Raw genomic sequence first — 12,570 nt, 5'->3', positions numbered from 1 at the left:
GCGGTCCTGTCAAAGGTGGCGTTGGGTCAACCGGCCTGAGTACTCTCCCAGGCCGGAAGTTCGGCTGACGATTGCCCTGAGGTTCAGTCAGAGGCGATCAGCGCCCGGATGATGGTTTTGGCACTGTCGGAGTTCCATTCAGCATCGCCGCGCAGGCGTGCGATTTCCTCGCCCTCGCGGTTGAGCAGAACGGTAATCGGCAGACCCAGCACCGCCATTTCGCGTGCTACGGCCTGCCGGGGGTCCTGATGGCGGGGGAGGTTGGTGATACCGGTATCGTCAAAGAACTTCTGGATACCGGCAGGCGAGTTGCGTCCCGTGGCTAGGGTTAGCACCTCGAACTCGTCACCGCCAAATTCCTCTTGCAGCTCTGACAGCTGGGGCATCTCCTTGCGGCAGGGCGCGCACCAGGTGGCCCAGAAGTTCAGCAGCACGATCTTACCTTTGTAATCCCCCAACGTCGCGGTGCCAGCGCCGTCCGCCAGCTGAAACTCTGCGCTGGAAACAGGTTTTGGGGCGCTATGTAGCACTAATTTTTTCATATCACCCTGTCGCATATCCGCCAGCACGGCCGGATCGGCGGCCAAGGCGGCATTTGCACCCAAGGTCAGGGCCATATAAAGGGAAAGCTGACGTAACAGACGCATATTATCTCCGGGGTTCCACACCATGACAGATCAATCCTCGAACCAGATGTGGGGCGGCCGCTTTGCCGCTGGCCCGGACGCGATCATGGAGGCGATCAACGCCTCGATCGGGTTCGACAAGCGGATGGCAGCTCAGGACATCGCAGGTTCCAGGGCCCATGCGGCGATGTTGGCCGCAACAGGCGTTATTACGGATAATGATGCCGAGGCCATTCGGGAAGGGCTGCTCACCGTTTTGTCAGAGATTGAGGGCGGAACCTTCCAGTTTTCCACCGCTCTGGAAGACATCCACATGAATGTGGAGGCCCGCCTGAAAGACATCATCGGCGAGCCCGCAGGCCGTCTGCACACGGGCCGGTCGCGCAATGACCAGGTGGCGACGGATTTCAAACTCTGGGTGCGGGACCAGCTGGACGCAGCCGAAAGCGGCCTCCTGGCGCTGATCCGCGCGCTTCTGTCGCAGGCCGAGGCGGGCGCTGATTGGGTGATGCCGGGCTTTACCCACCTGCAGACCGCGCAGCCGGTGACTTGGGGCCACCACATGATGGCCTATGTGGAAATGTTCGGCCGCGATCTGTCTCGTGTGCGCGATGCGCGCAAACGTATGAACGAATCTCCTCTGGGCGCGGCGGCGCTGGCCGGTACCTCCTTCCCGATCGACCGGGAAATGACGGCAAGCGCGCTGGGCTTTGACCGCCCGGCGGCGAACTCGCTGGATGCGGTCAGCGACCGCGACTTTGCGCTGGAGTTCCTGTCTGTGGCGTCGATCAGCGCCGTGCATCTCTCCCGCTTTGCCGAAGAGCTGGTGATCTGGTCCTCCGCTCAGTTCCGTTTTGTGACCCTGTCTGACCGTTTCTCCACCGGCTCCTCCATCATGCCGCAGAAGAAGAACCCGGACGCCGCCGAGCTGATCCGCGCCAAGGTGGGCCGCATTTTCGGTGCCAATACCGCGCTGATGATGGTAATGAAGGGTCTGCCGCTGGCCTATTCCAAGGACATGCAGGAAGACAAGGAACAGGTGTTTGACGCTGCCGACAACTGGATGCTGGCGCTGGCAGCGATGGAGGGCATGGTCAAAGACATGACCGGTAATCGCGAGTCGCTGGCAGCCGCAGCCGGCTCCGGCTTCTCCACCGCCACCGATCTGGCGGACTGGATGGTGCGGGTGCTGAAAGTGCCATTCCGTGACGCCCACCACGTCACCGGTACGTTGGTTGCTATGGCCGAGAGCCGCGGCTGCGATCTGCCGGACCTGACATTGGCGGACATGCAGGGCGTTCACGAAGGTATCACCGAGGACATCTTCTCTGTGCTTGGTGTCGAAAATTCGGTAAACTCGCGTATGTCTTATGGCGGTACTGCACCTGCGCAGGTACGCGCGCAGATCGCCCGCTGGCGGGATATCCTCTCCGATTGACCGCAGTAAGGTTGCGGTCAGGAGGTCGAAACCGGATCGCAGCCGTCCAATTGAAAAGACGCCAATGTCAAAGAGGTCATCATGGCAAAACCTGTTCTGATCCTATGTGCGCTGGCAGCCTGCGCTGGTCTTGCGGCCTGTGGTGTTGACGGCGAACCGGTGCGCCCCTCTCTGAATGCAGGCGTCGGCGTCTCCAGCAGCGGTGTACACGCGGGGGGCAGTCTTGGTCTGCACAAGGGGCCGCTCAGCGTCTATCTTGGAGTGTGATACAGCGCGGAATCATTTGATCCGCGCCCCGGTTCTGGTCTAAGCGCGACCTATGGATCATTTTCTCTATCGTGACGGCGCGCTTTACGCCGAAGATGTGCCGGTGGCCGAGATCGCAGCCACTGTGGGCACCCCGTTCTATCTGTACTCCACCGCAACGCTGCTGCGCCATTTCCACCTTTTTAACGACGCACTGAAGGGGATGGATCATCTGGTCTGTTACGCGATGAAGGCGGCCAGCAATCAGGCGATCCTAAAAACGCTGGCACAGGCCGGAGCCGGAATGGACGTGGTGAGCCAGGGCGAATATCTGCGCGCCAAGGCTGCCGGGGTTCCGGGTGACAGGATCGTGTTCTCGGGCGTTGGTAAGACGCAGGATGAAATCCGCACAGCACTTAGCGGAGGCATCCGCCAGTTCAACGTTGAGTCCGAGCCGGAAATGGATGTGATCAACGCCGTGGCGCTGGAGCTGGGCGTGGTTGCACCCATCACCGTGCGTGTGAACCCCGACGTGGACGCCAAAACCCACGCAAAGATCGCCACCGGCAAGTCCGAGAACAAATTCGGCATTCCAATTGCCCGCGCGCGGGAAGTCTATGCCCGGGCCGCCAGCCTGCCGGGGCTGAAGGTGATTGGCATCGATGTTCATATCGGTTCCCAGCTGACCGAGTTGGCGCCGTTTGAACTGGCGTATCAGAAGGTTGCGGAGTTGACCGAACAGTTGCGCGCTGATGGGCATGACATTCATCGGCTGGATCTCGGCGGTGGCTTGGGCATTCCCTACACCCGCTCCAACGATACACCGCCGCTGCCGGTGGAATATGGTGCCATGGTGCAGCGCACACTGGGCCACCTTGGGTGTGAGATCGAGATTGAACCGGGGCGCCTGATTGCGGGCAACGCGGGGATCATGGTGAGCAAGGTGATCTATGTGAAATCCGGTGAAGACAGGGATTTCCTGATCATTGACGGTGCGATGAATGATCTGATTCGCCCCGCAATGTACGAGGCATACCATGATATCGTACCGGTCATCGAACCGAGTGCCGGGGTCGAGCAGCGTGCTTATGATATTGTCGGGCCGGTCTGCGAAACCGGCGATACTTTCGCCCGCCACCGCGATATGCCGCCACTTGAGGCTGGGGATCTGGTCGCCTTCCGCAGTGCAGGCGCTTATGGGGCGGTGATGGCCAGCGAATATAATTCGCGCCCGCTCATCCCCGAAGTCCTGGTGAACGGGGATCAATTCGCGGTTATCCGCCGACGTCCGGACTTTGACGAAATGATAAACCGCGATACCATCCCCGAGTGGCTCTGACGGGTTTCGCGGCATCTGGCGCGGCGCAGGGCTGATCGGAGGCGCCGCCCGCATGGTGAACACCCCCAAGTTCCGCCGCAAGGCTGACGATATACCTGCCGCCGCGCCCGGCTCTCCGGGACGCGGTAAGGCAGATGTAGGGCTGCCATGGGGGGCAGGCGGCAGCGACGCGGTGCCAGATTCTGCGTCATCAGGTTTGCAGTTCTCAGATCCGCGGTTGGCACGGTTGCGCTGGCCCCTGCGACTGACATGGCTCGGTCTGCTGTCTGAACGTCTGGTGCGCGCCTATTGGCCCCTGTTGTCGCTGGTGATGCTGGCGCTTGCCGCGATGATGCTTGGCCTCCATGAACAGCTGCCGGTGGAGCTGGTCTGGGTCGGCGCGGTTGTACTCGTCCTTGCTGCTGTGGCAGCGCTTGGTTTTGGGGGCTGGCGGTTCACACGCCCTCGCCTGTCCGACGCTCTTGCGCGATTGGATGCGACGGTCCCCGGACATCCGATTGCGGCAGTTCTCGACGCGCAAGCCATTGGATCTGATGACCCTGCCTCGCAAGCGCTCTGGCACGCCCACCAACAACGGATGCAGGCCCGCGCCGCGGCGGCCAAAGCTCCGAAACCCAATCTCTCCGTTGCACGTGCGGACCCGTTTGCGTTGCGATATCTGGCGATGTTGGCGCTGGCGGTGGCGTTGTTGTTCGGCTCCATCTGGCGTGTTGGCACCCTTGGCGAGATGACCCCCGGCGCGGTTGCGGCTGCCACGGGGCCGACGTGGGAAGGCTGGATCGAGCCGCCACGCTACACTGGCCTTCCGGTGCTCTATCTCAATGATCAGACTGAGACCGCGCTGAGCTTGCCGGAGAACAGCCGCCTAACCCTGCGATTTTATGGCGAGGTCGGCGATCTGACGCTGGACGAGACCATCTCCGGACGTGTCGGCGACCTGCCGTCTGCCGCTGCCGCAGAACAGAGTTTTGACATTACCCGTGACGGCACGCTTGCGATCAATGGTGCAGGCGGACGCAGTTGGGATGTTACGCTGCTAAAGGACCTGCCTCCGAGCGTTGGCATTATCGGCGACCCGACGTTTGAATCCGATGACACCACATCGCTGGCCTATACCGCGAGTGATGACTACGGCGTTGCTGGCGGGCAGGTGGAGATTGCGCTGGATATGGAGGCGCTGGATCGTCGTCACGGATTGGCGGTGACGCCGGATGCGCGTGCCCCGATTGTACTGGATCTGCCGCTGCCACTAAGTGGCGATCGCCGTGCGTTTGATGAACAGATGATCGAGACCTTTGCCAAGCATCCTTGGGCGAATATGCCGGTCACCTACCGGATGCTTGCACAGGATGCCGCTGGTCAGGAGGCTCAGGCCGAGCCGCTGAGCGCGCCGCTTGTGACCCGTCGTTTCTTTGATCCTATGGCCGCTGCAGTGGCCGAGCAGCGGCGCGACCTCCTCTGGGCGCGCGCCAATGCGCCAAGGGTGGCCCAGATCCTGCGTACCCTGTCGACCTACCCGGCGGAGGTGTTTCGCGACCACGGTGACTACCTGCGCCTGCGTGCAATTTTGCGACGTCTTGAGCAGCATAGCACGGCGGGCACTTTGGGTCCGGACCAGCAGGACGACCTTGCTGACGCGCTCTGGGATCTGGCCATTCAGCTTGAGGAGGGGGATGTCGGGGATGCGTTGGCACGAATGGAGCGCGCGCAGGAGCAGCTCAGCCAGGCGATGCGTGATGGCGCCAGCGAGGAAGAGATTGCCCGCCTGATGCAGCAGTTGCGCGATGCGACGCAGGACTATCTGCGCCAGTTACAGCGTCAAGCACAGGAGCAGGGTAATCAGGGAGAGCAGCAGGGTGCCCCGGATGAGAACGCTATGCAGCTGACCCAGCAGGACTTGCAGGCGATGATGGATCGCATTCAGGAACTGATGGAACAGGGCCGCATGGCCGAGGCTGAACAGGCGCTGCGCGAGTTTCAGCAGATGATGGAAAACATGCGCGTGACCGAGGGGCAGCAGGGGCAGGATGGTTCTCCCGGTGAGCAAAGCATGGATGGGCTGGCCGATACCCTGCGCGAACAGCAGGGCTTGTCGGATCAGGCCTTCCGCGACTTGCAAGAGCAGTTCAACCCCGGTGCCCGTCGTGGCGAAAGTGAAGGCAACGAAGGACGCAATGGCGGTCTGGGCCGTGGACAGTCCCACGAGGGCGGGCAGGGCAATCAAGGCGGTCAGGGCGACCGGCCGGGTGCTGGCAATCCTGGCGGAGAGAGGCAACCTGGCCAAGGTGGTCAGGGGCAACGCGCACCGGATGCCGAAGGAGGTCAGGGTGGCGACGACGCGACCCAGCCAGGCGGCGGTCGCGGACTTGGTAGTTCCCTCGCGGATCGCCAGCAAGCCCTCAGGGATCAGCTGCGCGCACAGCGCGAGGGTCTGCCATTGGGCAATGGCGAGGGTGATCAGGCGACGCGAGATGCATTGGATGATGCCGGGCGCGCCATGGACGGTGCTGAGGACGCGCTGCGACAGGGAGACCTGGCAGAGGCCATAGACCGCCAGTCCGACGCTATGGAGGCGCTGCGCGAAGGTATGCGGGCACTTGGCGAAGCGATGGCAGAACAGCAACAGCCCGGACAGCAGCAGGGGCAGGGGCGCGCCAGTACCTCGGCGCAGGGCAATCGTATGGACCCGCTGGGCCGACGCAATGGTGAGCAGGGCGACGGCGGTGTCTCGGACGGGCAGTTCAGCGAGGGTCAGGCCTATCGCCGCGCTTGGGACCTGCTGGAAGAAATCCGCCGCCGGGCCGGTGAGCGTAGCCGTAGCGAAACCGAACGCAGCTACCTTGAGCGGTTACTCGACCGGTTCTGACAGCGTCGGTGGGGCCGCTGCGTTTGGGCGTTTTCTAGGCTTGAGCACAACGGCAACGGCGCTATTGCTGCACGGTAAAGGCGCGCACCTGCGTATCCAGCCACAACCGCGCGGCATCCACCTTGGCGACATAAGTGCTGAGATAGGGATCAGCCTGTGGCAGCTTCTGTGCGATCAGCGGAGCATTGTCATAAGCCATAGCAAGGGCCAGAGCGATCAGCAGGGCAAAGGCAAAGCCGCGGGTAAAGTTGCGCTTTTTCTTGGGAGGTGCCGCATCCATGGGGGGCGCGATTGGTGCTGCGGCGCCCTCACCCGAGCGCAGCGTGGAATTGATCTCATCAATATTGGGCAGCAGTCCACGGCGGGATTCCGTCTCAGCGGTCGCAAGCTGCTGCGGATCCTCGCCGCGCATCCGGGCCATTTGCTCGCGCGCCTCGCGGGCGCGTCGGGCCGATTCTTCCTCAGGCAGTGAATCAAGCCCCAGATCGGTCTGGGTTTGCAGTGTGCTGTTTTCGGCGGCACGCAGGCTGGCTTCACGCTCAGCCTCTTCGCGTAGGATATCGCTGATTGCCGGGTCCAGACCGCGCGCAGTGGCCGCGACGTCAGGGGCCGGTTCCTCAGTTGTATCCTCTTCGGAGGCCTGATCTTCAGGCGCCTCCTCATCGGGTGGCAGATCGGCCTCTTCGGCGATATCATCGCCTGCATCATCTGTCAGCGGATCCTGATCTGGAGCATGGGGCGCGGGTTCAACAGCGTCCGGTGGCAGATCGGCGAGCTCTGGGTCTGTGATCGGCGCGCGCTCTGCATCATCTGCGTCAAGCGCACGGCCAGCCTGAAACCACGTCTGCCCGCAATTGGAACATTGCACGTCGCGGCCCTCATCAGGGATTACATCATCCGGCACCTCATACTGGGCTGCACAGTTCGGACATGTCAGTCGCATGGGTCACTCCTTGGGACCTGGGGTGGCTCCGGGGGGGATCCGGGCGGCTGTCGGCGTGTGATTGTTGAATAATCATAGGCAGTTCCGCCTTTCCACGAAAGGGCCAATCGCGTCGACGGGCATGGACTGTTTCCAGAGGGCGCAGCGCGGCAACAGCGCGGACCATTGAAACTGGCCGCACAGTCGGGCAAAACACCGGTGACCAAAAGGGGACCGCCGTGATCGAGCTGGACAATGTGGGGTACAATTACGGTGGCGGGGAACTGCTGAGCGAGGTGTCAGTACAGCTGGCGCCGGGGTCATTCCATTTTCTGACCGGTCCATCCGGGGCAGGTAAAACGACCCTGTTGAAACTCTGTTACGGCGCATTGACACCAACGTCTGGCCGGGCACGAGCTTTCAATATGGATATCAATGGCTTGGACCGTGATCAGATGGCTTATCTGAGACGGCGTATCGGTGTGGTCCATCAGGATTGTCGGTTTCTGGACCACCTGCCAGTAATCGAAAACATCGCCTTGCCGCTGACGGTGTCCGGGCGTGACATTGATCAGGAAGAGGCCAATCTGAGAGAATTGCTGAATTGGGTCGGCCTATCGGAGCGGGCGCATGCAACGCCGCCGGAGCTGTCCGGGGGGGAGCGACAGCGCGCCGCGCTGGCCAGATCGGTCATCCTGTCACCCGAGGTGATCATCGCGGATGAACCAACTGGCAATGTGGATTGGGAAATGTCGCAGCGACTGCTGCAATTGCTGGTAGAGCTGAACCATATGGGCAAGACGGTACTGGTGGCCACCCATGATCTGTCGCTGATCCGGGCGGCCAAGAAACAGGTGCAGGCGCGAGTACTGCGGATTTCCAACCGGCAGCTTCAGCAGGCGGGGGCAGATCTATGAACCTAGGCCGGATGCGCGATGTGATTGCCGGAGATGCTCAGGCTGACCGCGTGGTTCCGCCAAGCGGATTTACCGCCCAGCTGACATTATTTGTGTCGGGGGCGATGGCGTTTCTCGCGGTTTTTGCGCTGGCCTTGTCGCTGGCCTCGGGCCGGTTGGCGGATCGCTGGGCAGAGGAATTGGCCCGCGCTGCGACGCTGCGGATCAACGCGCCTGCCGAGCAACGCGTGGCTCAGACCGAGGTGGCGATGACCATTCTGGAGCAGACACCGGGTGTCGTCTCGGCCCGCGCGCTCAGCCGCGAAGAGCAGGCTGCGCTGCTGACGCCGTGGTTCGGGACCAAGCTGCCGCTGGATACACTGCCGATACCGCAGCTGATTGAGGTGATCGAAGGTGATCCGGGTTACGATGATGCGGGGCTGCGACTGCGGCTGCAGGCTGAGGTGCCAGGTGCCGTTCTGGATGACCATACCCGTTGGCGCGCACCTTTGGTGGATGCGGCGCAAGCGCTGCGTCGTCTGGCATGGGTGTCTATTCTGCTCATCGGCGGTGCGACGGCGGCGATGATCACCCTCGCGGCCAATGCGGCTCTTGCGGCCAACGCCCAGGTGATTGAGGTTCTGCGCCTTGTTGGTGCATTAGACACCTACATCGCACAGGCCTTTATCCGGCGCTTTACTCTACGCGCTCTGTTCGGGGCGGGGGTTGGCATGGGGCTTGGCATGTTGGGGGTCTGGCTGATGCCCGAAGCCTCTCGCGAGGGCGGGTTTCTGACCGGTCTTGGCTTTCAGGGCTGGAGTTGGCTCCTGCCGTTGTGCATTCCTTTGCTTGGTGCGCTCGTTGCCTTTGCCGCAACGACCCGCGCTGCCAACAAACGTCTTGGAGATTTGGCGTGAAAACTGCATTTCGATGGCTGCTCTCGGCCGTGTTTATGGTTCAGATCTATGTGATGATGCTGATCTTTGGCCTGGTTTTTGCACCTTGGGCTCTGGTGTCGCCACGCGGTGCACGTGTGGCCTGTCGCAGCTATGCCGGCTATGTGTTGTGGTGCGCCCGCTGGATGCTGGGCCTGCGTACCGAGGTGCGAGGTCCGGTGCCGACCGAGGAGGTGATCATTGCAGCGAAGCATCAGAGTTTTCTGGATATTCTGATCATCTTTCACGCCACCCCTTCAGCCAAGTTCATCATGAAACGCGAGTTGCTGTGGACACCGATCATAGGCATCTATGCCAAGCGTTTGGGGTGCGTGCCGGTCAACCGCGGTAAGAAGGGCAATGCCATTGCCCGCATGGTCAAGGACGTCGCGGCAGAGTTCGCGGACCCCGGCCAGCTGGTGATCTATCCGCAAGGCACCCGTGTCGCACCCGGTGCGGACCGGCCCTATAAGATCGGTACCGGGGTTCTTTATGCAGCGCTGGAGCAGCCTTGCGTACCGGCAGCAACCAATGTGGGTTTGTTCTGGCCGCGCACCGGTATCATGCGCAAACCGGGGTTGGGCGTGGTGGAATTCCTGCCTGCGATCGCACCGGGACTGGACCGTGATGCCTTCATGGCCACGCTGGAGCGCGAAGTGGAGACACACTCAAACAAGTTGATGCAGGAAGCGGGGTATAATATCGATGGAGTTTCTCACCACGGTTGAGGCGCTTGAGGCGCATTACGGCACACCCGGCGCGCCCTCTCTGCGCAAGGTGGCACGGCAGATGACGCCGCTTTATCGCAAGTGGATTATGGCGTCGCGGCTATGCATGTTGGCCACGGTTGGGCCGGAAGGCACCGATGACAGCCCGCGTGGCGATGATGGTCCGGTGGTTCTGGAATTGGATCCGGGCAGGCTGGCCCTGCCGGACTGGCGGGGTAATAATCGGATCGACAGCCTGCGCAATATCGTGCGGGACCCGCGTGTCTCGTTGATGTTTCTGGTGCCGGGATCGAACAACGTGGTGCGCGTGAACGGTGAAGCCCGGGTGACGGCGGACGCCGATCTGCGCGCCAAGTTTGACAAGAGCGGCAAACAGCCCCGCACCGTCATTGTTATTGAAATCAACGAGGTCTACAGCCAATGCGCTCGCGCGCTGATGCGTGCGCGTACCTGGGCCGCAGAAGATGAAAGCGCGGATCTGCCGACTATGGGGGAGATCCTTGCCGAGCAGACCGCCGGAGTAGAGGGCGGGAAGGCCTACGACGAAGCCTGGGCACCGCGCGCTGCCAAGACCATGTGGTAAAGCCAAGGCGTCGGGAGGCAAACCGGCGCCCTGTCCTGTCATCAGGACATCGACCGTTAAGGCGCGAGGTGTTTCCGATCAGCTCATCAGGACCTGTCCAATAAGGATTTGCGGGCGGATGTTGGTAAAGTTTGCCACATCATCAATGATCGGCCCGCCTTTCTCCGCCATCGCCGTGTCGAGCGTTTCCATATCCGGGAAGGTAATTGTCGCGATCAGCAGAAAGGCAGGCGGCACGTCCGGCCCGCTGGCGATCCCGCGTGAGGCCTCTACCGTGTCCATCATATCGCCCCAGTGCTCTTCCAGTAGGGGAAGATGGGTTTTTTCATAGTAGTCGTAGTCAAATGTCGCGTCTTCGGATGCAGGGTAGATCACTTGTAGGCTGACGGTCATGGCAGGGGCTCCGGTTCATGAGAAAGCGGCCCACCATGAGTGGACCGCTTTGGTGTTGGGTCTGTATCTAGCAGGAGGCGGCGGCAGAAAGTACCCCGTTTCCTGTAGGCAAATCCATGATCAGCTGTGGATCGGACCGTCGCCGCAGGCCAGTGCTGCCTCGCGGACGGCTTCGGAGTAGGTCGGATGCGCATGGCAGGTGAGAGCCAGATCCTCGGCAGAGGCGCCGAATTCCATTGCGACACAGATTTCATGGATCAGATCGCCAGCGCCGGGACCGATGATGGCCGCCCCCAGTATACGGTCGGTTTCCTTATCCGCGATGAGTTTCACAAAGCCACCTTCGGCCTGATGCACGGCCTTGGCGCGTGCGTTGCCCATGAACATGAACTTGCCGGTCTTGATCTTGCGACCTTCGGCCTTCAACGCATCTTCGGTCTGTCCCACGGTGGCCACCTCGGGTGTGGTGTAGACCACGCCGGGAATCACGCCGTAGTTGACGTGGCCATGTTTGCCTGCAATCACCTCGGCAACGGCCATGCCTTCGTCTTCGGCCTTATGGGCCAGCATAGGACCTTCGATGACGTCACCGATGGCATAGACGCCTTTGACATTGGTGGCCCAATGGGCGTCGGTTGCGATCTGGCTGCGCTCGGTCATCTTGACACCCAGAGCATCAAGGCCCAGCCCCTCAGCATAGGGTTTGCGACCGGTGGCGACCAATACCACATCGGCATCAATCACTTCGTCATCGCCGCCTTTTTTCGGCTGGTACTTCACCTTTGCCTTGGTCTTGGAGGTTTCAACTTCCTGTACCGCAGCCCCCATGATGAAGTTCAGACCCTGCTTTTCCAGGATCCGCTTGAAGCTGCGCTGGACATCTTTGTCCATGCCGGGGCAAACGGCGTCCATATATTCAACCACGGTCACGTCAGATCCCAGACGTGCATAGACCGACCCCAGTTCCAGCCCGATGACACCAGCACCAATCACAACCATTTTCTTTGGGATCTTGGGCAGGTCCAGCGCGCCGGTGCTGTCCACTACGATCCCTTTGTCGTTATCGACCTCAACGCCTGGCAGCGAGGAAGGCACCGAGCCGGAGGCAATGACGATGTTCTTGGCCTCATGGGTGTCGTCACCCACCTTGACCTTGCCGGCTTCCGAGAGGGAGGCCCAACCCTTGATCCAGTCAATCTTGTTTTTCTTGAACAGAAATTCGATACCGCCGGTGTTCTGGCCGATGACTTCTTCCTTGTAGGATTTCATCTGGGACCAGTCGACCGAGGGGCTTTTGCCCTTCAGACCCATGTGGGCGAAGTTATGTTCAGCTTCATGTAGCAGATGGGTCGAGTGGAGTAGTGCCTTTGAGGGGATGCAGCCGACGTTGAGGCATGTGCCGCCGAGGGTTTCGCGGCCCTCGACCACTGCGGTCTTGAGGCCCAGCTGGGCGCAGCGGATAGCGCAGACATAGCCACCGGGGCCGGCGCCAATTACGATCACGTCATAGGATGCCATATTGATGTGCTCCTTCAGGGTTGACGGGGAGGGGGCGCTGCCCCCGGCCCATGCGGGCCTCCCCCGGAGTATTTGAGGAA

At 61.4% G+C, this 12,570-nt stretch carries 12 protein-coding genes; 8 read left to right on the top strand and 4 right to left on the bottom strand.

The annotated features are described in order from the left end of the window. Window positions 1-83: 83 nt before the first annotated feature. The gene (locus tag J4721_RS13805; RefSeq protein ID WP_231739828.1) at window positions 84-647 is read right to left on the bottom strand and encodes a TlpA disulfide reductase family protein; all 564 of its coding nucleotides are present in this window, start codon (window positions 645-647) and stop codon (window positions 84-86) included. A 22-nt stretch (window positions 648-669) separates the two neighbouring features. Here J4721_RS13805 and argH point away from each other — a divergent pair, with 22 nt between their 5' ends. From argH to J4721_RS13785, 4 genes are all read left to right on the top strand, one after another. Beyond that, entirely contained in the window at window positions 670-2,064 is a 1,395-nt protein-coding gene (argH, locus tag J4721_RS13800) for an argininosuccinate lyase (RefSeq protein WP_198040724.1), read from the top strand. Between the two features lie 81 nt (window positions 2,065-2,145). Beyond that, a complete protein-coding gene (locus tag J4721_RS13795; RefSeq protein ID WP_014873451.1) occupies window positions 2,146-2,331 on the top strand; it encodes a hypothetical protein in 186 nt (61 codons plus the stop codon). Window positions 2,332-2,383: 52 nt separating this feature from the next. After that, the gene (gene lysA, locus J4721_RS13790) at window positions 2,384-3,649 is read left to right on the top strand and encodes a diaminopimelate decarboxylase (protein ID WP_211002810.1); all 1,266 of its coding nucleotides are present in this window, start codon (window positions 2,384-2,386) and stop codon (window positions 3,647-3,649) included. A gap of 52 nt (window positions 3,650-3,701) precedes the next feature. Next, window positions 3,702-6,515 carry a DUF4175 domain-containing protein gene (locus tag J4721_RS13785; protein WP_211002811.1) on the top strand — a complete coding sequence of 938 codons (2,814 nt, stop codon included), beginning with the start codon at window positions 3,702-3,704 and terminating at the stop codon, window positions 6,513-6,515. Window positions 6,516-6,576: 61 nt separating this feature from the next. On the opposite strand, the gene J4721_RS13780 is transcribed toward J4721_RS13785, so the two are convergent. Then, window positions 6,577-7,458: a zinc-ribbon domain-containing protein gene (locus tag J4721_RS13780; protein WP_027248097.1), complete on the bottom strand. Its 882-nt coding sequence runs from the start codon at window positions 7,456-7,458 to the stop codon at window positions 6,577-6,579. Window positions 7,459-7,676: 218 nt separating this feature from the next. Between J4721_RS13780 and J4721_RS13775 the strand changes: the two genes are divergently transcribed. From J4721_RS13775 to J4721_RS13760, 4 genes are read left to right on the top strand one after another with little or no spacing between them, the layout of a single operon-like run. Next, window positions 7,677-8,354 carry a cell division ATP-binding protein FtsE gene (locus J4721_RS13775; RefSeq protein ID WP_014873455.1) on the top strand — a complete coding sequence of 226 codons (678 nt, stop codon included), beginning with the start codon at window positions 7,677-7,679 and terminating at the stop codon, window positions 8,352-8,354. Next, window positions 8,351-9,250: an ABC transporter permease gene (locus J4721_RS13770; protein WP_211002812.1), complete on the top strand. Its 900-nt coding sequence runs from the start codon at window positions 8,351-8,353 to the stop codon at window positions 9,248-9,250. The genes J4721_RS13775 and J4721_RS13770 overlap by 4 nt, the downstream gene beginning before the upstream one ends. After that, window positions 9,247-9,996, top strand: a complete 750-nt coding sequence (locus tag J4721_RS13765) for a 1-acyl-sn-glycerol-3-phosphate acyltransferase (protein ID WP_014873457.1) — start codon at window positions 9,247-9,249, stop codon at window positions 9,994-9,996. The genes J4721_RS13770 and J4721_RS13765 overlap by 4 nt, the downstream gene beginning before the upstream one ends. Beyond that, a complete protein-coding gene (locus J4721_RS13760) occupies window positions 9,974-10,579 on the top strand; it encodes a pyridoxamine 5'-phosphate oxidase family protein (protein ID WP_102882952.1) in 606 nt (201 codons plus the stop codon). Before J4721_RS13765 ends, J4721_RS13760 begins: the two co-directional genes overlap by 23 nt. A gap of 78 nt (window positions 10,580-10,657) precedes the next feature. On the opposite strand, the gene J4721_RS13755 is transcribed toward J4721_RS13760, so the two are convergent. Together J4721_RS13755 and lpdA are read right to left on the bottom strand one after the other, a co-directional pair. Further along, window positions 10,658-10,972 carry an EthD family reductase gene (locus J4721_RS13755; RefSeq protein ID WP_014873459.1) on the bottom strand — a complete coding sequence of 105 codons (315 nt, stop codon included), beginning with the start codon at window positions 10,970-10,972 and terminating at the stop codon, window positions 10,658-10,660. Between the two features lie 120 nt (window positions 10,973-11,092). Next, a complete protein-coding gene (gene lpdA / locus J4721_RS13750; protein ID WP_102874883.1) occupies window positions 11,093-12,490 on the bottom strand; it encodes a dihydrolipoyl dehydrogenase in 1,398 nt (465 codons plus the stop codon). Window positions 12,491-12,570 lie beyond the last annotated feature (80 nt).

Origin of the sequence: Phaeobacter sp. HS011 (assembly GCF_018101215.1) — a bacterium.
Lineage (GTDB): Bacteria > Pseudomonadota > Alphaproteobacteria > Rhodobacterales > Rhodobacteraceae > Phaeobacter > Phaeobacter inhibens.
The sequence above is the reverse complement of the archived record's forward strand: the minus strand, read 5'-3'. Positions and strand labels throughout refer to the sequence as shown.

What these genes read in the sequence shown, in the direction of transcription:
- J4721_RS13795 (WP_014873451.1), top strand. Translation starts at nt 2,146, where the DNA reads ATGGCAAAACCTGTTCTGATCCTATGTGCGCTGGCAGCCTGCGCTGGT.
- argH (WP_198040724.1), top strand. Translation starts at nt 670, where the DNA reads ATGACAGATCAATCCTCGAACCAGATGTGGGGCGGCCGCTTTGCCGCT.
- J4721_RS13770 (WP_211002812.1), top strand. Translation starts at nt 8,351, where the DNA reads ATGAACCTAGGCCGGATGCGCGATGTGATTGCCGGAGATGCTCAGGCT.
- J4721_RS13755 (WP_014873459.1), bottom strand. Translation starts at nt 10,972, where the DNA reads ATGACCGTCAGCCTACAAGTGATCTACCCTGCATCCGAAGACGCGACA.
- lpdA (WP_102874883.1), bottom strand. Translation starts at nt 12,490, where the DNA reads ATGGCATCCTATGACGTGATCGTAATTGGCGCCGGCCCCGGTGGCTAT.
- lysA (WP_211002810.1), top strand. Translation starts at nt 2,384, where the DNA reads ATGGATCATTTTCTCTATCGTGACGGCGCGCTTTACGCCGAAGATGTG.
- J4721_RS13805 (WP_231739828.1), bottom strand. Translation starts at nt 647, where the DNA reads ATGCGTCTGTTACGTCAGCTTTCCCTTTATATGGCCCTGACCTTGGGT.
- J4721_RS13760 (WP_102882952.1), top strand. Translation starts at nt 9,974, where the DNA reads ATGGAGTTTCTCACCACGGTTGAGGCGCTTGAGGCGCATTACGGCACA.
- J4721_RS13785 (WP_211002811.1), top strand. Translation starts at nt 3,702, where the DNA reads ATGGTGAACACCCCCAAGTTCCGCCGCAAGGCTGACGATATACCTGCC.
- J4721_RS13780 (WP_027248097.1), bottom strand. Translation starts at nt 7,458, where the DNA reads ATGCGACTGACATGTCCGAACTGTGCAGCCCAGTATGAGGTGCCGGAT.